At 68.2% G+C, this 19,826-nt stretch carries 17 protein-coding genes and 2 pseudogenes; 10 read left to right on the top strand and 9 right to left on the bottom strand.

All coding sequences use genetic code 11. The features are described from left to right. Positions 1–277 precede the first annotated feature (277 nt). A complete protein-coding gene (locus QCN29_RS27180; RefSeq protein ID WP_279931450.1) occupies positions 278–1,264 on the top strand; it encodes a 4-hydroxy-3-methylbut-2-enyl diphosphate reductase in 987 nt (328 codons plus the stop codon). 30 nt (positions 1,265–1,294) lie between these two features. Beyond that, a complete protein-coding gene (gene ppgK / locus QCN29_RS27175; protein WP_279931449.1) occupies positions 1,295–2,041 on the top strand; it encodes a polyphosphate--glucose phosphotransferase in 747 nt (248 codons plus the stop codon). 150 nt (positions 2,042–2,191) lie between these two features. Here ppgK and QCN29_RS27170 read toward each other — a convergent pair whose 3' ends face one another. Beyond that, entirely contained in the window at positions 2,192–2,749 is a 558-nt protein-coding gene (locus QCN29_RS27170) for a DUF6542 domain-containing protein (protein WP_279931448.1), read from the bottom strand. Between the two features lie 206 nt (positions 2,750–2,955). Here QCN29_RS27170 and ychF point away from each other — a divergent pair, with 206 nt between their 5' ends. Continuing rightward, positions 2,956–4,044, top strand: coding sequence for a redox-regulated ATPase YchF (gene ychF, locus QCN29_RS27165; RefSeq protein WP_279931447.1), 1,089 nt, complete (start codon positions 2,956–2,958; stop codon positions 4,042–4,044). Between the two features lie 631 nt (positions 4,045–4,675). Then, the gene (locus QCN29_RS27160) at positions 4,676–7,957 is read left to right on the top strand and encodes a type ISP restriction/modification enzyme (RefSeq protein ID WP_279931446.1); all 3,282 of its coding nucleotides are present in this window, start codon (positions 4,676–4,678) and stop codon (positions 7,955–7,957) included. A gap of 32 nt (positions 7,958–7,989) precedes the next feature. On the opposite strand, the gene QCN29_RS27155 is transcribed toward QCN29_RS27160, so the two are convergent. The 3 genes from QCN29_RS27155 to QCN29_RS27145 form a co-directional block, all read right to left on the bottom strand. After that, a complete protein-coding gene (locus QCN29_RS27155) occupies positions 7,990–8,391 on the bottom strand; it encodes a hypothetical protein (RefSeq protein WP_279931445.1) in 402 nt (133 codons plus the stop codon). Between the two features lie 400 nt (positions 8,392–8,791). Next, complete coding sequence (locus QCN29_RS27150; protein ID WP_279931444.1) at positions 8,792–9,109, bottom strand: helix-turn-helix domain-containing protein; 318 nt, start codon at positions 9,107–9,109, stop codon at positions 8,792–8,794. Beyond that, positions 9,106–9,474 (bottom strand): type II toxin-antitoxin system RelE/ParE family toxin, encoded by a 369-nt coding sequence (locus tag QCN29_RS27145; RefSeq protein WP_279931443.1) that lies wholly within the window; start codon positions 9,472–9,474, stop codon positions 9,106–9,108. Before QCN29_RS27145 ends, QCN29_RS27150 begins: the two co-directional genes overlap by 4 nt. Positions 9,475–9,603: 129 nt before the next feature. Here QCN29_RS27145 and QCN29_RS27140 point away from each other — a divergent pair, with 129 nt between their 5' ends. The 4 genes and pseudogenes from QCN29_RS27140 (at position 9,604) to QCN29_RS27125 (ending at position 12,826) form a co-directional block, all read left to right on the top strand. Next, positions 9,604–9,762: a hypothetical protein gene (locus tag QCN29_RS27140; protein ID WP_279931442.1), complete on the top strand. Its 159-nt coding sequence runs from the start codon at positions 9,604–9,606 to the stop codon at positions 9,760–9,762. A gap of 914 nt (positions 9,763–10,676) precedes the next feature. Next, positions 10,677–11,616: pseudogene (locus QCN29_RS27135) on the top strand (IS5 family transposase). A gap of 8 nt (positions 11,617–11,624) precedes the next feature. After that, positions 11,625–12,413, top strand: coding sequence for a helix-turn-helix domain-containing protein (locus QCN29_RS27130; protein WP_279931483.1), 789 nt, complete (start codon positions 11,625–11,627; stop codon positions 12,411–12,413). A gap of 278 nt (positions 12,414–12,691) precedes the next feature. Next, positions 12,692–12,826 carry a hypothetical protein gene (locus QCN29_RS27125; protein ID WP_279931441.1) on the top strand — a complete coding sequence of 45 codons (135 nt, stop codon included), beginning with the start codon at positions 12,692–12,694 and terminating at the stop codon, positions 12,824–12,826. Between the two features lie 350 nt (positions 12,827–13,176). Here the strand turns inward: QCN29_RS27125 and QCN29_RS27120 are convergent, their stop codons facing one another. From QCN29_RS27120 to QCN29_RS27110, 3 genes and pseudogenes are all read right to left on the bottom strand, one after another. After that, positions 13,177–13,584, bottom strand: coding sequence for a type II toxin-antitoxin system VapC family toxin (locus QCN29_RS27120; RefSeq protein ID WP_279931440.1), 408 nt, complete (start codon positions 13,582–13,584; stop codon positions 13,177–13,179). Continuing rightward, positions 13,581–13,856 (bottom strand): hypothetical protein, encoded by a 276-nt coding sequence (locus QCN29_RS27115; protein ID WP_279931439.1) that lies wholly within the window; start codon positions 13,854–13,856, stop codon positions 13,581–13,583. Before QCN29_RS27115 ends, QCN29_RS27120 begins: the two co-directional genes overlap by 4 nt. Positions 13,857–14,154: 298 nt before the next feature. After that, positions 14,155–14,427 (bottom strand): annotated as a pseudogene (locus QCN29_RS27110) (Uma2 family endonuclease); the annotation flags it as partial. Between QCN29_RS27110 and QCN29_RS27105 the strand changes: the two are divergent. Next, positions 14,428–15,018 (top strand): hypothetical protein, encoded by a 591-nt coding sequence (locus QCN29_RS27105; protein ID WP_318036745.1) that lies wholly within the window; start codon positions 14,428–14,430, stop codon positions 15,016–15,018. Here QCN29_RS27105 and QCN29_RS27100 read toward each other — a convergent pair. Together QCN29_RS27100 and QCN29_RS27095 are read right to left on the bottom strand one after the other, a co-directional pair. Continuing rightward, positions 14,976–15,185: a hypothetical protein gene (locus QCN29_RS27100; RefSeq protein WP_279931438.1), complete on the bottom strand. Its 210-nt coding sequence runs from the start codon at positions 15,183–15,185 to the stop codon at positions 14,976–14,978. The genes QCN29_RS27105 and QCN29_RS27100 overlap by 43 nt on opposite strands. 96 nt (positions 15,186–15,281) lie before the next feature. Beyond that, positions 15,282–18,608: a right-handed parallel beta-helix repeat-containing protein gene (locus tag QCN29_RS27095; RefSeq protein WP_279931437.1), complete on the bottom strand. Its 3,327-nt coding sequence runs from the start codon at positions 18,606–18,608 to the stop codon at positions 15,282–15,284. Between the two features lie 173 nt (positions 18,609–18,781). On the opposite strand from QCN29_RS27095, the gene QCN29_RS27090 reads away from it, so the two are divergent. Next, on the top strand, positions 18,782–19,826 hold a 1,045-nt coding region (locus QCN29_RS27090), incomplete at its 3' end, for a S8 family serine peptidase (protein WP_279931436.1).

Here is a 19,826-nt window from a genome sequence, read left to right as displayed (position 1 = left end):
CGGACTCGCCGTCCGGTCTCGCCCCCGCGTACACCGTCCGGACTCGCCGTCCGGTCTCGCCCCCGCGTACACCGTCCGGACTCGCCGTCCGGTCTCGCCCCCGCCTACACCGTCCGGACTCGCCCCCGGTCTCGCCGTGGTGCAGACACCAGCAGGACGGCGATCTCCCGGTCCTTCTCCGGTCTCTCTCTCTGGTCCCCCTTAGCACTCCCGCGGGCCCGGTCTCAGCCCGGTGGGCGATCTCGCGGGGCGGAGACGCGGCCTTACGATGGTGCGCATGACTGCTACGCCGACTCCTGCCCGTCGCGTCCTGCTCGCCGCCCCGCGCGGCTACTGCGCGGGCGTGGACCGTGCCGTAATCGCCGTCGAGAAGGCCCTGGAGCAGTACGGGGCCCCGATCTACGTCCGTCACGAGATCGTCCACAACAAGTACGTCGTCCAGACCCTGGAGAAGAAGGGCGCGATCTTCGTCGAGACGACGGCGGAGGTGCCCGAGGGCTCGATCGTGATGTTCTCGGCGCACGGCGTGGCGCCGACCGTCCACGAAGAGGCGGTGGAGCGGAAGCTCGCCACCATCGACGCGACCTGCCCCCTGGTGACGAAGGTCCACAAGGAGGCCGTGCGGTATGCGAACGAGGACTTCGACATCCTCCTGATCGGCCACGAGGGCCATGAGGAGGTCATCGGCACCACCGGCGAGGCCCCGGAGCACATCACCCTGGTCGACGGTCCGGACGACGTCGACCAGGTCGAGGTCCGCGACCCGTCGAAGGTCGTCTGGCTCTCCCAGACCACCCTTTCGGTCGACGAGACGATGGAGACCGTGGACCGTCTCAAGACCAAGTTCCCGCTGCTGGTCTCACCGCCCAGCGACGACATCTGCTACGCCACGCAGAACCGCCAGATCGCCGTCAAGCAGATGGGCGTCGAGTCCGACCTGGTCATCGTGGTCGGCTCGCAGAACTCCTCCAACTCCAAGCGCCTGGTGGAGGTCGCGCTCGGCGCGGGCGCGCGCGCCGCGCATCTGGTGGACTTCGCCGACGAGATCGACGAGGCCTGGCTGCAAGGCGTGGCCACGGTCGGCGTGACCTCTGGAGCATCCGTGCCGGAGGTGCTGGTCGAGGGCGTTCTGGAGTGGCTGTCCCAGCGCGGCTTCGACGATGTGGAGATCGTCAAGGCAGCCGAAGAGTCGATCACCTTCTCGCTGCCGAAGGAACTCCGCCGCGATCTGCGTTCCGAGGCGGCAGAGCTCGTCGAGGAGTGACCGTCGGCGCAGGCCCGTAACGTTGTGTCCATGAACGTCGTCTTCGGAGTGGACATCGGCGGGTCGGGGATCAAGGGCGCTCCCGTGGACCTGGTGCGCGGCGACCTGGCCCAGCCCCGGCACAAGGTGCTGACACCGCACCCGGCCGTGCCCGACGGCGTGGCCGACCGCGTCGCGGAGGTGGTGACGCACTTCGGCTGGTCCGGCCCCGTGGGAGTCACCTTCCCCGGGGTCGTCACGGCCGGCGTCACCCGCACCGCAGCCAACGTCGACGACAGCTGGATCGACGTCGACGCGGCGAAGCTGCTGGCCGAGCGGCTCGGCGGCCTGCCCGTGACGGTCCTGAACGACGCGGACGCGGCGGGCATCGCGGAGATGGCTTTCGGAGCGGGCCGCGGCCGCAACGGCACGGTGCTGATGCTGACCCTCGGCACCGGCATCGGCAGCGCCCTCTTCGTCGACGGCCGTCTCGTGCCGAACACGGAACTGGGCCATCTGGAGCTCCACGGACACGAGGCGGAGCGGCGCGCCTCCACGAAGGCGAAGGAGGACGCCGACCTGGGCTGGCACCACTGGGCGCGCCGGGTGCAGAAGTATCTGGCGCATCTGGAGATGCTGTTCTCGCCCGAGCTGTTCATCATCGGCGGCGGGGTGAGCCGCAAGGCGGAGAAGTTCCTTCCGCTGATCAAGGACATCAGGGCGGAGATCGTCCCGGCAGAGCTGCAGAACAACGCGGGCATCGTGGGCGCGGCGATGACGGCGGCGGGCCCACGCTGACCGGGGACTTCCCTCCTGACGGGCCCCCGACGGGCTTCTGACGCGGCCCCGACGGCGACGGGCTCCGACGGGCCTTCTGACGGGCCCCGACGGGCCCTCCCCTCTCAGGCCCCTCCTGCCTCTGGCCGCTCAGAGCCCTCTTCGCTCCGCTCAGCCGCGGCGGTCCCTGGCGCCGCTCGGACGGCCGGGCCGGGGCGCGCCGGTGCGGCGCGGGCGTCGGTTCATGGCGCGTACCTTCCGTACGCAGGTGATCAGGCCCGCGATCAGGGTGCCCCCGTACAGCCAGCCCGCGTGGACGGCCAGTGAGGTGACCACCCCCATGGTCTGGCCCCCGAAACCGCCGGTCCCGCCGGAGATCGGGACGATGCCGACGGCGAAGGCGATGGGCGCGCAGATGGGTGCCGTGACCAGGTCGGCCTCCCGTACCCAGAGCGCGATCAGCGCGCTGACCGGCAGAAACAGCACTCCGAACAGCACCGCGGAGCCATCGAGCAGCAGCCGGTCCAAAAAGCCGAGCGCGAGCATCGACGTAGCGCCGAAGAGCCCGGCGCCGAGCCCGGTGAGCCTGGGGTTCGGGAGCCTGCGCAAGGCGAGGACGACGGGCGGCGTCGGGCGGGCGGGCCGGGCCGGCACCTGGTAGACGACGGGGCCGTCGGCGAGCGCGGGCCGCTTCGGACGCCGGGGTGTGCTGGTTCTGGGCTGCTCCACGGAACCAACGTAGGACGCCGGAGGGCCCAAATCAGGAACGAAACACCCCCTTTGGACGAGGCTTGGCCCTCAGTTCGACCGGCCCGGGCTCTCCCTGCGTCCGCGACGCCCGTCGCCGCCGCTTCCGGCCCGCCCGTAGACTGGGGGATCGGCCCCTCGGGGCCGGGCCCGCCTTCACTCCCACCCCACTTCAGGAAGTCGCCAACGTGTCGCTCACGATCGGAATCGTCGGTCTGCCGAATGTCGGCAAGTCGACCCTGTTCAACGCCCTGACCAAGAACGACGTGCTGGCGGCCAACTACCCGTTCGCCACGATCGAGCCCAACGTCGGCGTCGTCGGCGTCCCGGACACCCGCCTCGCCACGCTCGCCGAGATCTTCGGCTCGCAGCGCATCCTCCCGGCGACCGTCGACTTCGTGGACATCGCCGGCATCGTGCGCGGTGCGAGCGAGGGAGAGGGCCTGGGCAACAAGTTCCTCGCGAACATCCGCGAGTCCGATGCGATCTGCCAGGTCATCCGGGCCTTCAAGGACGAGAACGTCGTCCATGTCGACGGCGAGGTCTCGCCCAAGAACGACATCGAGACGATCAACACCGAGCTGATCCTCGCCGACCTCCAGACGATCGAGAAGGTCCTGCCCCGCCTCCAGAAGGAGTCGCGGATCAAGAAGGACATCGCCCCCAAGGTGGCGGCGGTCGAGGCGGCCAAGGAGATCCTGGAGCGCGGCGAGACCCTCTTCTCCCAGGGCATCGTCCAGGGCAGCGACAAGGCCGAGCTGCTGCACGATCTGCATCTGCTCACCACCAAGCCCTTCCTCTACGTCTTCAACGTCGACGAGGAGGAGCTGACCGACGACTCCTTCAAGGACGAACAGCGCGCCCTGGTCGCCCCGGCGGAGGCCATCTTCCTCAACGCCAAGCTGGAGGCGGACCTCGCCGAACTCGACGACGACGAGGCCCTGGAACTCCTCCAGTCCGTCGGCCAGGACGAACCGGGCCTCGCCACCCTGGCCCGCGTCGGCTTCACCACCCTCGGCCTCCAGACCTACCTGACGGCTGGCCCCAAGGAGTCCCGCGCCTGGACCATCAAGAAGGGCGCGACCGCCCCGGAGGCCGCCGGCGTGATCCACACGGACTTCCAGAAGGGCTTCATCAAGGCCGAGGTCATCTCCTTCGAAGCCCTGGTCGAAACCGGCTCCGTCGCGGATGCCCGCTCGGCCGGCAAGGCGCGCATGGAGGGCAAGGAGTACGTGATGCAGGACGGCGACGTCGTCGAGTTCCGCTTCAATGTGTAGCGGGTGACTTAGCGCCACGTCGCCGATCTGGCAAACATGCAGGTCAGAAGGGGTTCGATTCTTCGGAGTCGGGCCCCTAGCTTTTTCCCGTGCTGGGATGGCGCTGGGAAATCTGCCCCCTCGTCACCCGCCATCACCCCTGCTCACCCCTACCGTGCTGGGATCGTGCTGGGATGTGGGTGGGCTGCTCGTGCTGGGACTGAACCCGGCGTACAGCTCGACTCGTCTGCTTCCAGGGCCCTGAGCGGGGATTCCACTGGGACGGGGCCCATTGGTGTGGAGAGGGTGTGCCCGTTTGGGGTGCCGTCCAGCGTGACGTCGATGCGTGGCAAGCGCCCTGGATGAACCTGCTGAAGTCGCACCTCGGCTTCGCGGCGCTGTGGCCCGGGGAGGATCGACGGCGGGTATCTCGACCGAAGGTGAGGCTGTTGGCCAAGGCCGTGAAGAACGCAGCCGTCTTCGAGGGCGACGTGGGTGACGATCCCGATCGAGGGCTGGAGGTGCTACGCGAAGATCCGTGCACCTTTCATGATCGACGGCTCCCTGACATACTCTCAGCTAGATCGTAAGTCGGAAGCCGTGGGGGGCGTGCGACGTGGTGGAGACCCAGCGTAGGTGGTTAACGAGGGCCGTGTCGGACTTCGGTGCTTCGTGCAAGGCGATGCTCGCCGGACCTGGGTGGCCCGAATTCGCCATCCGTGCACCACTGGAGAAGCTGCTGCAGACTGCCGGCGCCCAATACGCCCTGCAGGATGTCCTGTGGCACACCGAGACGCCGCTCCCGGATCTCGGGGTACGCCCCGACTACGCGGTCGAGGTCCACGGCGCCATCATCGGATACGTCGAGATCAAGAGGCCCGGGCAGAGCGTTGACCCGAGCAAGTTCACTGGCAGAAACAAGGAGCAGTGGGAGCGCCTGCGCGACCTGCCGAACCTGCTCTACACGAACGGCACCGAATGGCGCCTGTTCCGGCATGGAGCGCCGGTTGGCGACCCTGTCACCTTCGAGGGTGATCTGGAGCAAGCCGGCGTCGCCCTGAAGGTTGTTTCGCCGGACGCGTTCCACTCCTTGTTGCAGACTTTCCTCCATTGGTATCCCGAAGAAATCCGCCAAGTCTCCGTGCTGGTGCGGCGGATAGCTCCGCTGTGTCGCCTCCTGCGGGCCGCGGTGCTGGAGCAGTTGGAGGCCGAACGGCGCGCGGCAGCCGATGGGGCGCGTCCGAGAGATCTTCGGTTCACCGGTCTGATGGGTGATTGGCGCAAGCTTCTCTTCCCGACGGCAGACGACGCCACCTTCGCGGACGGGTACGCGCAGGCAGTCACCTTCGCCCTGCTGCTGGCCCGCACGGAGGATCTCCGTCTGACGGACACCGGGCTGCACGAGATCGGCCGACGACTCGATGCCGGGCATGCCCTGATGGGCAAGGCGCTCCAGCTACTCACCGACAACGTCACCGAAAGCTTCGAGGTGACGCTGGACTTGCTCGTGCGCGTGATCGACGCAGTGCGCTGGGAGTCCATCCGCAAGGGCCGTCGTGATGCCTATCTGCATCTGTATGAGTCGTTCCTTGAGGTCTATGACGAGCAGCTGCGGCAGAAGAGCGGCTCGTACTACACGCCACGCGAGGTCGTGGAGGAGATGGTCCGGCTGACCGAGGACGTGTTGCGTACGCGCCTTGAGCGGCCGCAGGGCTATGCCAGCCAGGACGTGCGCATCGTCGATCCGGCCATGGGAACGGGCACCTACCTCCACGCGATCATCGAGCATGTGGCTGAGTGGGCCGAGCAGCACACCGGTCCTGGGGCGGTTCCGGAAGCCATCAGCAGCCTCGCACGTCGCTTGGTCGGATTCGAACTGCAGATGGGTCCCTTCGCGGTGGCTGAGCTGCGTACTTCTGACTTGTTGAAGCGTCATCGTGCGGCGCAGCCGAGGGAGGGTCTGCAGCTCTACGTCACAGACACGCTGGACAACCCGTATGTGGCCGAGGAGTCTCTGGCTTCGACATACGGGGTGATATCGGAATCGCGGAAGCGCGCGAATCAGGTGAAGGCCACCGCACCGGTGACCGTGGTCATCGGCAACCCGCCGTACGACGACAAGGCCAAGGGGCGCGGAGGGTGGATCGAGAGCGGTGCCGCGGGGCGCGGTGCGCCGCCGATCAACGAGTTCAAGTGGCCGGGCAACGGGCGCTACGAACACATCCTGAAGAACCTGTACATCTACTTCTGGCGCTGGGCGACGTGGAAAGTCTTCGACGCACACGACGAGGACCAGCACGGCGTAATCTGCTTCATCACGCCCTCCGGTTTCGCCAGTGGGCCGGGCGGGCGCGGTATGAGGGACTACCTTCGGCGCACTTGCGATGAGGGCTGGATCATCGACGTCTCCCCGGAAGGGCACCGTCCGGACGTTGCCACCCGGATCTTCCCGGGTGTGGCACAGCCGCTAGCGATCTGCATCTTCGTACGGCGTACTGACCACGATCTGGAGCGACCCGCCCGCATCCACTACCGCAGGGTCGAGGGCAAGCGGGGGGCCAAGTACCGTCAGTTGAAAGACATCGGTCTTGACGATGACGGTTGGCACGATACGCACTCCGAAGAGACACGGCCGTTTCGTCCGACCACGGAGACCAGTTGGGATGAGTATCCCGAACTGAGCGATCTCCTCCCTTGGGGAAGCCCAGGCAGCAAGGCCAACCGTTCGTGGGTGAACGGCCCGGATCAGGACATTCTCCGGCGGCGCTGGGCTCACCTGGTCTCAGAAAGAGATCAGTCCAGGAAATCCGAACTGTTCAAGGAGACGCCCGACCGTACGCTGGGTAAGAAGATGAACCCCTTGCCCGGCCACACCGGACATGCTGCGGCGATCGGCCAAGAGACCGCGGCGGAGCCCGAGCTGATCAGGACCGGGATGCGCAGCTTCGACCGACAGTGGCTCATCGCCGACAATCGAGTCATCGACCGTCCGCGCCCAGAACTTTGGGAGTCGCTCCAGCCGAGTCAACTGTTCCTCAACCAGCAGTCCTCGCACGAGATCGACTCGGGGCCGGCGGTCGTCGCCACGGCGCTGCTGCCGGACACCCACCACTTCAATGGGCGGGGCGGCAAGGTCATGCCCATCCTGCACCCCGACGGAACGCCTAATGTCCCACCCGGGCTACTCTCCCACCTCGCCACCGAGCTGGGGATTCCTCGGATAACAGTGCACGACTTGGCGGCTTACGTGGCGGCGGTGACGGGGCACTCCGGGTTCACCAAGCAGTTCACGGAGGAACTGCTCACGCCTGGTGTGCGGTTGCCGCTCACCCGCGACCCGCAGTTGTGGGACGAAGCTGTCCGGCTGGGCTCCGAGGTGCTCTGGGCGTCGACGTACGGCGAGCGCTACGTCGCCCCCGAGAGCGGTCGGCCTAAAGCAGACGTGAGTTATCCCCAAGGGGATCCGCGCCGCGTCCGCTATCAACAGGCTGTGGGGCACGAGCTTCCGGCCGAGATCAAGTACGCCGAGATGACGGAGACCCTGCACCTGGGCTCCGGCCAGTTCGGACCCGTCCCGCCCGAGGTCTGGGCGTACGACGTCGGCGGCATGCAGATCGTCAAGAAGTGGTTCGGCTACCGCAAGGCCAAGCCCAACAGCAGGAAGACCAGTCCACTGGACGACATCCATGCCGAGTCGTGGCCCGCGGAGTGGTCGGCGGAGCTGATGGAACTCCTCTCAGTGCTGCGTCGGCTGGTGGAACTCGAGCCTGCTCAGCAGGCCCTCCTGGAACGCGTTGTCGCCGGTTCGCTGATCACCGAGCCAAATCTCACCAAGGCCGGAGTTCTGCCTGTCAGCGCGAATACGCGAAAGCCTCGACGACGGCTCCTCACGCTCGGCAACGGCGACGAAGGCGCCCCCAACACGCTTCTTTGATGTAAACAGAACAAGCTGTGGAGCGTGTGCTGTCAATCCGCGTCTGTACCGTCTTTGTCCGAGACGTAGCGCCTGGCTTCCTCCAACGACCATGCTCCTGCAGTTACTTGGCGCACGGCGTGCATCTCACGGGCAAGAGACGGAGCGAGACGCTCAAGTCTGTCCGCCAGGGCACTCACATCAACCAGACGCGCCGACAGCAGCTCCACCTCGGCTGCGTAGTGCGCCGCCGCGCCGAGTGGGGTGAGGGAAAGGTTGCTCCCGTCGGCTGCCACCATCCCTCTCCATGCGAGTGATCGGACATCGTCCTGCATCTTCTCGTCGTCGAGACCTCGCACAGCTGCGGGAGTTGTTTCTTCGTCGGAGTACGGCATATCGGCCAAGGCGAGATGGCGCAGCAACCGGAATTCTGAGGCAGAAAGGGACAGATCCACGTGGCAGTTGTAGCAGATGGTGGGATGCGCTCTGCGTGAGGGGAGGCTCCGGCTTCTGTGCGGTCGTCCGGCTCGGCGACGACGCCAGCAGTGCATCCCGCTGTAGGGCAACAATGGCGCACCTTGCGCATCACGATGGCATCCGAGAATTGGTTGCCGAGTGATGGGTGCCAAGGAGCGACATGACGAGGGTCGCCACCGCGACATGCAGAGCGCCGGCATCGCCGAGGGCCGTGCAGGTTCAGGGTCGGCATGAGAGAAAAGACTGCGACCGAGGCCCTACAGCGCAGCTGACTCGGGCAGCCATCAAGCGGGGATTGGCGTGGAGGTCGCCGCGGTGTCGCTGGTGTTACGTGGGCGGGCGCGTCATCACCGAAACGAGCCGGATGGCAGAGAGTAGTCAGGCGATTGCCGAGATGTCGCCGTTATCGAAGTAGATCGCCTGGTGCAGTTGACCGCCGAGGGCGGCGGCGTAGCGGGTGAGGACTTCCTGGCCGGAGATGTGCCCCTGCTCGATCTGGGATACGCGGCCCTTAGTGACGCCCATCCGTTCGGCCACCTGATCCTGGGTGAGGTTGCGGGACTTGCGGATCTCCGCGAGGCGGTGGCCGAGCACCTCGGCGAGGAGTTCCCTCTTGCCCTCGGCTACGGCTTCCTCGCCGCCAGCTCGGGCGACATGCTTGGCGCGGATGTCCTGCCAGCGGGTGTATCCGGTCATCGTGTGTCCTCCTTCTCCTCTTGGGCGCGGGACTTCAGGTAGGCGGTGTAGCGCTGTTCGGCGAGCGGGATGGCATCGTCATACCACTCGCTCCAGCGGTCGCGCTTGTCTCCGGCTACCAGTAGGATGCTCGACCGCCACGGATCGAACGCAAAGAGAACCCGCACTGTTCCCGGGCGCAGTTCCTTGAGGTTCTGGATGGCGGAACCCGAGATGGTGTCCACCAGGGGCCGTCCCAGTCCCGGACCACCCTCGGCGAGGGCGTCGAGGGCCTGTACCACGCGGGTGTGCGTCGCGGGATCGAGGCCGTCGATCCACTCCAGGACCTCGGCGGTGACGAAGATGTCCCACTCGTTCCGTGTCACGCTTCCAGTATAGCGATAGCTATACATCTTTGCGCTCCGCACTTGGGGAAACACTTCTGGTGAAGCTGAGGGTGCGGAACCTGGGTGCCCGTTCCGGGAAGCTGGCTCGGGTGAGGTGTGGTGGCTGGCGTGGGTAACAGCGTCTTGGCCGAGATCGCGCGCGGAGATCCGCCGAATTCTGGCGATCAACAAATATTCCGCCGGACCAGGCCCCTCGAGGCTGTTGAACTTGTCATCAAGCAGATGGAACACTTCGCCGACGAGTGGTCGGTGAAGACAACCACCTGACCCGCACCCTCTGAAGGGGCGGGGCCGTAGCTCAGGGCGGGCGGCCCCCTGATCCTGGAGGAGTGCGGGGCTTTTGAGGCTGTCGTAGCTGGTGATCGTCTGGTGCCTCATGGGTCTTGTTCCCGTGCTGGGATGGTGCTGGGACGCGCCCGCATTTCCGCAGGTAGAAGGCTTGTGGTGGAGTTCCGCTTCAACGTCTGACGGGCTGACACCATAATCGGCTGAGGTGCTGGCCAGGCAGTAAAACCCCAGTTCAGGGGCCAGATCTTAGGGTCTGGCCCCTCTGTTTTCTCCGGCTGGATCAGCCTGTTTCCTGGCCGTGTGCTGACTTGGTGCTGACCCTCGGCGCGGGCCTGAATGCGCTTTGACCTGGGGGTTCCGGGGCGCCGCGTGAGGCCGGACAGAACGAGCGGCGCACGTGCGGAGGGGCACGGGAAACCCGGTACGCATGGGGAAGGGGCACCGGGCAGGATGGGGGAGTGGCTGCTGACCTGCTGTGGGATGACGTCAGAGGGTTCTTCGACCCTGATCTGATATGCGACAACGCGAATATTCGCGCCACCGCATGGACGGCAACGGGGCCCCCTCCGTACGGTCGTGATGCCGCCCCACGAGGGGGCGTGGGACAGGGGGCTTCACCATGGCTCGTGAGGAACTGACCCGGCTGACCGGCAACGGGAACGGCGAGTGCGGCAAGGACGACTTGCCCGAACGTCTACCGGACAGCGTCCGGCTCGTTCGTCGTCCAAGGTGACGTCTCCCACGCGTTCACCGCTCCTGACGGGGAAGGGCTCGTGGGGCCTTGACTTTTGAGCCAGAGGCCCTAGGTCAATCCAGGTCAGACCTAGGCCGTTTCTGATGGCTCTTGGTGGGCTGGGTGGATCTCGCTGTCGGTCGGGCAGGACGCCCGTATGGTGCGGCGACACGAGCTCACGGATGCGCAGTGGCGGAAGATCGAGCCCCTCTTGCCCGGCAACGGCAAGCCGGGCGGGCAGTGGGCGGATCACCGCAGGGTGATCAACGGGGTGCTGTTCCGGGCTCGAACCGGGGTGCCCTGGCCCGACCTGCCGGAGCGGTACGGTCCCTGGCAGACCGTCTACGAGCGTCATCGCCGCTGGTCGGCCGACGGCACCTGGAAGGCCGTTCTCGGGGAGTTACAGATCGAGGCGGACGCCGGCAACCCCGATGGCGCGCTCGCCCGCCAGGTGTCCCGGCAGGAGTGGGCCGTGAACATCGACTCGACGTCCTGCCGGGCTCATCAGCACGCGGCCGGGGCGCGCCGCAAGCCGCCGGCCGACCACCCGCAAAAGGGGGCGGGGCACGTGAGGAAGCGGATGGGCGCGAGGCGTTGGGGCGCTCGCGGGGCGGGCTGACCAGCAAGGTCCATCTGCTCTCCGATGACCGGGCCCGCCCGCTGCACTGGCTGACCTCGCCCGGTCAGCGGGGTGACAGCCCGATGTTCGCTCCGGTGCTGGACGGCTTACGGATCCGGCGCCGCGGCACGGGCCGCCCGCGCAGCCGGCCGGACCGGGTGCGCGGTGACAAGGCGTACTCCAGCCGCGACAACCGCGCCTACCTGCGGCGGCGTGGAATCAAGGCCACCATCGCTCAGCCCGATGACCAGCGGGCCATCGCAAGCGCCGGGGACGAGCCGGTGGCCGGCCCCCGGCATTCGACAAGGCGCAGTACCGTCGTCGCAACGCGGTCGAGCGGTGTGTGAACAAGTGGAAGCAGTTCCGCGCGGTGGCCACCCGTTACGACAAGCGCGACTACGTCTTCAACGGCACCCTGACCGTCACTGCGATCCTCATCTGGCTTCGCGACACAGTCCAAGAGCCATCAGAAACGGCCTAGCTGCGGTCCTGAAGAACGAGCGCAAGCGGGCCGGATGGACTCAAGTCCGGCTCGCGAAGCGCTGCAATATGAGCCAGACAAAGATCAGCAATATTGAGAGCGGGAAGCTCACCCCTGCCATAGTCGACGTAGAGTTGATCCTTGATGCCCTCGATGCAGAGGGGCCGCTGGCTGCCGAGATCCTCGCCCTCGCCCGCTCCGCGAACACCGAGTGGCAGGACCACTGGAGCTCGCGCCGCAGGGGGCTGGACAAGAAACAGAACGAACTGGCCAGGCTTGAGGCGGTCTCCACGGAGTTCCGCTACTTCCTGCTCTCCATGATTACCGGCCTGCTCGCCACACCTGAGTACGTGCGTGCGAGCATCGCTGACGTTCCTGGAGACCAGTCCAAAACCATCGCGAAGAAGCTGGAGCGGCAAAGCGTCCTGGTCAATCCGGAGAAACGGTTCACGTTCCTGCTGACGGAACAGGCCGTCAGGTGGCCGCTGCTTCCGCCCCTGGAAATGGCCATGCAGATGGACCGGCTCGCATCTGTGTCCCGTATCCCGAACGTGCGTTTGGGTGTGATTCCCCTGGGCGGACACATTCCAGAGCGCCCCCTCAACACGTTCACCGTCTATGACCGTTGCCTGGCCACTGTGGAGACAGGAACGGGGGCCCTGATGCTCCGGGACCACCGGGACGTGAACGTGTACCGGGAGGACTTCGAACGGTACGAGGGATACGCCGTGTGGGGTGACGACTGCCGTTCGCTCCTGAACGACTGGGCCATGATCTTTACCCGACAACGCCAATAAACGTGGGCCCAGCCGACTCGCCCGATGAAACCGGTTGCTCGCTCGGGACATTCGGTCGGGGAGGCGGCAAGCGTGAGTAATCCGAGAACGACGATGAGCGGCCCGGTGCATTTGTCTCTGCCCCGGACTCCGCCTGTCCCTGCGCCCGGCTGTGGGGTGTGCGCGGCGTTGGTCTCGCAGCGCCAGGCGGCGCGCGACAGGGGCGACCTGTCGGCGGCGACGGACGCGGACGTGGAGATCCGCAACCACCCGCACCGGACACGCGGCCGGGGGCGGTCGTGAGCCGCTCTGTCCTGCGCTATGTAGAGCACCGGATCACTCAGCACCCGGGCACGGACGTGACGTTCGAGGCGGAGTGCCTGGCCTACGAGTGCGGGTGGTCGGCGCAGCGTCGGCGGATGGCGCGGCCGTAGACGTGGAGTGCATGAGCCATACCGGTCGGACAGGGCACGGGAGCTTCCGGCGCGTGTGTACGTCGTTCGCCTTGGTGATGCGGACCGAGCAAAGACGGCCCCCGGCGCATCGTGGACACGACGGCGTAGAGCAAGGAGGGCGAAGGGGTGGGGTATGACCCCTTGGGCTCGGTGGCGATGACCGCCCTGTCTTAGCAGCGCCGCAGACAACCAGGACGCCCACAACACGATGGCCGACTACTTCTTCACCGACGGGCCGGCCATCAACGCGATCATCGTCGCCCTCGCGGATGCCTTCTACGAAGCGGCAGTCGATCAGCAGGTGGATTCAACCTGAGTAGACGCCGAGGTCAGACATCCTTGATCTGTACGCGGTCGCCGCAAAGTTTCGACCAGTCGTCGCGGTCCGAGGTCAGTACGAGGGCGGGTGCCGGGGAGCGGAGCGCCATCGCGGCGACGAGGGCGTCGATGGCGTACTTGTGACCGTGCAGGCCACTGGCGTCGCTCAGCAGCTGCACCGCGGTGAGGCTGTCCGCCTGGGTGACGTCCTGGACCTGAAGGCGGGAGAGCACCCAGTGCAGCCGGGCGGTGTCCGTTTTCCCGTGGACAGCCTCCACCACTGTGAGGGCAGATACGAGAACGGGTACGCCCACGCGCCGAGCGGCCGCGATCCGGGTGATCATCTGGCGGTCGTTGCGCAGCAGCAGCGACAGCGCCTGGGAGTCGAGCACCAGGGACCTCGCCGCGGGCTCCTTCATGCGGCGCTGTCGTCCGACGCGTAGGGAGCCGGTGCGTCACCGAACAATTCCCTCTGCGCGGCCTGGACTTCGGCCTCGCTCAGCGGCTCGTGCTCGGCTTCGTAGGCGGCCACGATCTCGGCGAGGCCGTCCATGGCGAGCTGATGCCTGACCGCCGCCGTCACATACGCGGACACCCCGCGCTTGCCGGTACGTGTGCGCAGAGCGCCGAGGAGTTCCGAGGGCATCGAGACGGAGATGTTCTCCGTGCCTCCGGGGCGGGGTGACTTCATGAGGTCAGTCTAGTACAGAAACTATTACAGCGCCGAGGTTATGTGAGGCCTGCGTTCTTGGCGCATAATCTTGGCGTCCTGGATCTTCTTGTGCTTTGTCGAGCGTCCCGTGCTGGGATGGTGCTGGGATGCGCCCGCATAACGTCAGGTCGGACCGGTTGTGGTGGAGTTTCACTTCAATGTGTAGCCGTGTCACTGCTTTGCGTTAGTGACCTTGCCGAATGGGCAGGTTGGAAGGGGGTGGGCTCGTCAGAGCCCGCCCCCTTCCGTATTCCCGTCAATGACCTGGTGCCGACTCTTAGGTGCGTCGGGGCGGCGTGAGGTTGTCCAGGTCGAGGTTGATCCGGAAGGGTACCGGGCGCTGGAGCGAGCCTCGGAAGATGCCGGCGGGTGCGTACGCGCGGGTCGGCTCATCCAGTTCGTGGACGTGGACGACAGGTGCGCCGTCCTCGTCCTCGAGGCACCAGTAGTGCGGGATGCCGGCCTCCGCGTACTTGCGGAGCTTGACCGTGCGGTCCCGGTGGGCGGACTCGGGGGAGACGACCTCGATGACGAGCTGGACGTCGTCCGGATGCTTGAAGCCGTCTCTCTGCTGGTGCCCGAAGACGTCGCCACCGACAACGACATCACCGTGTCCGATGTCTGGGACTACCTCGCACACGATGAGTGGGAAGTGGCGCTCGACCTGCTTCAGGAGCTCGGTGACGGATGGACCGCGCCGACGGGCTTCTGGGAGGAGCTGGGGCGGGCGGCCGGGATGCTGGGGCTCGAACGGAGCCGGGAGTGGTGCTGGTGGCGGGGCACCGAGGCGCGAGTGGGTGTTATCAGGGCTGATCTCGCGCTTCGCCCGGCAAGTGAGACGTTCCGGTGTACGCCGATACACGGAGCCGGGGTGCTACGGCCGATGTGGGACATCGGCAACCGGAAGGACGACGGAGCGCGTGAACTGGACATCGCTCGGCTGTGGGTCGAGTTCGCTGGTGAACTCGCGCCCGGCGCCCAGGCTCCGGTGCGGCTCCTGCCCCTGACCGCGGCGCGATGGAGGCACCTCGCCCCGGGCGACCGGATCACGCTGTACGAGACCTCGGTGGCCGGCGGAACCGCGACGATCCTGGAGGTTCAGCCTCCGTCGGCGTACGAGGACCACGTGCTCCGGTGCTGATTCTGTGCTGACCTGGATCTGCTCGACGGTGCGCTGGCGGGGGCTTCGAAGGCTTCCAGCAGGGGCCAGGTGCGGAACTCTTCGACCAGGTGCTCCCAGGGCGCGGTCCAGTCGAGTTCCCAGTCCAGGCCGGTGCCGGAGATGCCGTACGTGCGATCGGCGTCCACCCGTCAGAACTGAGCCCGCAGACACTCCGCCGCAATGTGTGAGCGGTGCGTTGCCGCGGTGGGCCGGTCCGCCCGCCGGCCCCGTTGCGGTCCGGCTCAGTGCTGTAGTCCGGCCCCGGCTGTGCTGTCCGTCGGCAGGTCCTCGGGCAGGAGCAGCCGGAGGTCGTCCAGGCCGGGCGCCGACAGTGTGCCGATTCGCCGGGCCTGCCGCGTCATCATCGTCTCCACCAGCTGCCGGCCGGTCCGGGCGTTGCCGAAGGAACGGTCGCGGGGGATCGTGGCCACGTACCGGCCGAGCGCCTCGACCGTCTGCGGCGGGCAGTCGTAACCGGAGTCCGCGGCCTGCGCCGTGATGATGCCGACGAGTTCCTCGGTGGTGTAGTTCTCGAACTCCACGGTGCGGGTGAACCGGGACGTCAGGCCGGGGTTGGAGTCCAGGAACCGGCGCATCTCGTCGGTGTAGCCGGCCGCGATGACGACGATCTCGTCCCGGTGGTCCTCCATCAGCTTCAGCAGCGTCTCCACCGCTTCCCGGCCGAAGTCGGAGGTCGCCCCCTCGGGGGTGAGGGTGTAGGCCTCGTCGATGAACAGCACACCGCCCAGGGCGCGTTCGAAGACCTCCTTGGTGAGCTGCGCGGTGTGTCCGACGTACCGCCCGACGAGGTCGGCCCGGGCCACCTCCACGAGCTGGCCCTTGGGCAGCACCCCGAGGGAGCGCAGCAGTTCGGAGTACAGGCGCGCGACGGTGGTCTTGCCGGTGCCGGGCGGGCCGGAGAAGATCAGGTGCTGGCTGATGTGCGGCGTGGGCAGGCCGGCCGCGCGCCGCTGCCGGGTCGTGGCCAGCAGGTTGACCAGATCCGTCACCTCACGCTTGACGGCTCCGAGACCGACCATGGCCTCCAGCCGGGCGAGCAGCTCCTCGGAGCTGGCCGCGTCCTGGCCGGCGGTGTCCGGGCCGGTGCCGACGTCCTCGGGGAGCAGCAGCGACAGATCGGCCTCGGCCGGGTCCGCCATCGAGCCGAGCCGGAAAGCCTGCCGGTCCACCATCTCCTCGAAGACCCGGCGCGCTTCGCGGCCGTTGCCGAACGTGGCGCCCCGCTCCATCCGGCCGTAGTGCCCGGCGAGGGCGTCCAGAGTGCGCGGGTCCAGCTGGTAGTGATGGGCCGCGCACATCCGCTCGGTGATGGTGACGAGTTCCTCCACAGAGTAGTTGGCGAACTCGATGGTGCGGGTGAAACGCGAGGCCAGGCCCGGGTTGGAGCCGAGGAACTCGGTCATCTCGTCGGTGTAGCCGGCGGCGATCACCACCACCTCGTCGCGATGGTCCTCCATCAGCTTCAGCAAGGTGTCGATCGCCTCGCGGCCGAAGTCGGCTCCGCCGCCCTTGCCGTCGGACAGCAGCGTGTACGCCTCGTCGAGGAACAGCACTCCGCCGAGAGCCTCGTTGAACGCCTCCGTCGTCTTGATCGCCGTACCGCCGATGACCTGGGCGACCAGGTCGGCCCGGGACACCTCGACCAGGTGCCCCGAGCGCAGTACGCCCAGTTCGGTGAGGATCCCGCCGTAGAGCCGGGCGACGGTGGTCTTGCCGGTGCCGGGCGGGCCGGAGAAGACCAGGTGGCGGCTCATCGGAGGGACCGGCATGCCGAGCCGGGCACGGCGCTGCGCCAGCTGGTTGAGGTTGACCAGGGTGCGGACCTGGTGTTTGACGTCGGCCAGGCCGGTCAGCGACTCCAGTTCCTCCAGCGGTCCGGCCGCGGCCGCCTTCGCGGCGCCGCCCTGGCCGCCCTCGCCCTTCGCCTTGGCGTCGGCGACGTCGGCCCCCCACACGTCGGGGGCCCCGTTGCCCGTACTGGTCAGGTCCTCCACGGTGCACCGGTCGCCCGCCCGGATCTGCTTCAGGCCGGCGCCCCGGTTCTCGCGTACGCTGCAGCCGGCCACGGTGACCGGCTCCGCGCTGTCGATCCGGACGCCGTCGCCGACGCTGCCCGTGATCACACAGGCGTTCAGGGACAGGCGGGCTCCGTCCAGGGCCATCACCCCGTGCGCCCCGGCCTCGGCGATCTCGGTGCGCAGCACGGATGCTTCACCGCCCTTGTCCACGGCGACGCCGGAGGCGCCCGCGCTGTGGATACGGCAGTCGCGGATCGTTCCGCGGCCCTCCGCGCCGACCCGGATGCCGGCGTCGGCGGCACCGCTCACCACGGTGTCCCGCACCTGCGGACGGCCGCCGCCCAGGAGCCGGATGCCGTCCGCCCCGGCGCCCTCGATCGCACAGTGCTCGAGTCGGCCGCGGCCCTCGTCGACGACCTCCACGCCGTGCCCGCCGGGCGCGGTGATCCGGGCGCGGCGGAGCAGCGGACTGCCGCCGCCGCGGATCAGGATCGCGGTTCCGGCCGCGTCGGATATCTCCAGCCGGTCGAACTCGGCCGCCGAATCCTCCTCCAGCACCACGGCGCCCGCCCGGTCCGCACAGTCGCGCACCGTGATGTCGGTCAGGTTCGGCGTGCTGGAGCCGATCACACGGATCGCGGGGCCGCCCGCGGTGTCGAACTCGCACTCCCGGAAGCTGCCGCGGGACCGCTCGGAGACGGCCAGCCCGTTGCCCTTGGTGCGCGACGTACGGCAGCGCAGAACCTCGGGATCGGCGCCGGAGGCCACCACGATGCCCGGACCGGCCGTGTCCGTGACCGTCACCTGCTCCAGCACCGGGCGCGACTTGCTGGTCACATACACGCCGACCGCCGCATCGTGCACCCGGACACGCTGCACCCGGGTGCTGCTGCTGCCCTCCAGGGCGACGGCGGGCTTCTCCGTGCCGGAGATGTCGCAGTCCTCGACGACTCCCTGCGCCTCGCCGTTGGTGAGCACGCCGTTGCCGCGGGCGTCGCGGATGCGGCAGTCGCGCACGGTCGTGCGGGCGTTGTCGCTGATCACGACGGCGGTGGTGCCCAGGTTCTCGATCACGCAGTCGGCGATCACGCTGCCGGTGTCCGTGGTGTCCACGATGCCGGCGCCGACCGGGTTGCCGACCCGGCAGCCCCGCATCGCCAGCGAGCCCGACTCCCGGGCGAGCAGGGCGGTCCAGCCCGAACCGGAGACGGTGCAGCCGTCCATGGCGACCTGCCCGCGTGCCGCGTCGACCACCGGCACGTCCTCGGAACCGCCGCGCAGCGTGAGGTCGGTGAGCATGACCGCGTCGGCCGCGAGCACGATCGCGCTGCCCCGGCGCGGGCAGATCTCCACGCTGCCGGGCTCGCCGTCGGCGACGATGGTCACCCGCGTCCGGACGGTCAGGTTCTCCGGGTAGCGTCCGGGCCGGACCTGTATGACCGCTCCGCTGCGTGCTTGGGCCAGGGCTTCACCGATGGTCCGGAAACTGTCCGGCCGCTCCGGGCAGACGGTGAGCAACTGCCGTGACAAGCTTGTTCCTCCTCGCTCAGGCGCCACTGTCGGCCCTGTGGCACGGCGGGACGCGCCTGATGCAGGCTACGTGAGGTGCGGTTCATCTTCCAGGCGGGCCAAAGGAGTTCACCCAGGCGTTCCGAACCGGTGTCCGAACGGGTGCTTCCCGGGGGCAGCATAGGATGCGCGCCATGCGATGCGACCCCACTTCCGCTCGCGCGGCCGTTGCCGCCCTGCTGGCCGCCGGCCTCCTGCTCGTCGCGGGCGCCGCACCCGCCTCGGCGGCCTCCGATCCGGTGGAACTCCCTCTTCTGCGCACGGAACTGGCCGCCGACGAGCCGTGCGCCGAGGCGTCCGGGCAGACCGCGAAGAGCGAGCCGTGGACGACGAGCGCCCTCGGCCTGCCGCGCGCATGGCAGCAGTCCCGGGGTGCGGGCGTGACCGTGGCGGTCGTGGACACCGGCGTCGGCACCTCCATACCGGCCCTGTCCGGCCGGGTCGAGGCGGCCGGGGATGCCGGGGACGACTGCGTCGGACACGGGAGTTTCGCCGCCGGAGTGATCGCCGCGGCGCCTGCCGAGGGTGTGGGCGTCGCGGGAGTGGCCCCGGCGGCGCGCATCCTCGCGGTGCGGGGCGCCGAGGAGCGCGGCGCCACCTCGCCGACGCTGCTGGCCGACGGCATCAGGAAGGCCGCCGAGGCCGGCGCACAGGTGATCTACGTGGCGCGGGCGCTGCCCGCAGGCAAGAAGGAGCTGACCGCCGCGGTGGCGTACGCCACCGACCGCGACGCCCTGGTGGTCGCCCCGTTCGCCCCGGACACCGCGCCTGAGGGGAAGGAGGGCGAGAAGGCCCCGCTGTGGTACTGGCCCGCCGCGGCGCCCGACGTGCTCGCGGTCATGGACTACGGCCCCGGGGGCGGCCGTCCCAAAGGAGCGCCGACCGCCGTGTCGGCGGACCTCGCGGCCCCCGGTGACGCCGTGGTCGGCAGCGGACCCGAGGGGCCCGGCCACTACCTCGGCTCCGGCTCCTCCCTGGCGGCGGCGCATGTGGCCGGCGCCGCGGCCCTCGTCCGCGCGCGCCATCCCGACCTGAGCGCCGCCGAGGCGGCCCGCCGGCTGACGGCGACGGCGTATCCGGCGTCGCCGCCGCGCCTGGACGCCTACGCCGCCCTCGGCGCGGTGCTGACCGACGCGGTCGGCGCGGTGCCGGAGCCGCCCCCCGCCGAGCTGCCCGCGG

Origin of the sequence: Streptomyces chengmaiensis (assembly GCF_029846775.1) — a bacterium.
Taxonomy (GTDB): Bacteria; Actinomycetota; Actinomycetes; order Streptomycetales; family Streptomycetaceae; genus Streptomyces; species Streptomyces chengmaiensis.
Note: the sequence above shows the minus strand (reverse complement) of the source record. Positions and strands in the feature narration are given on the sequence as shown.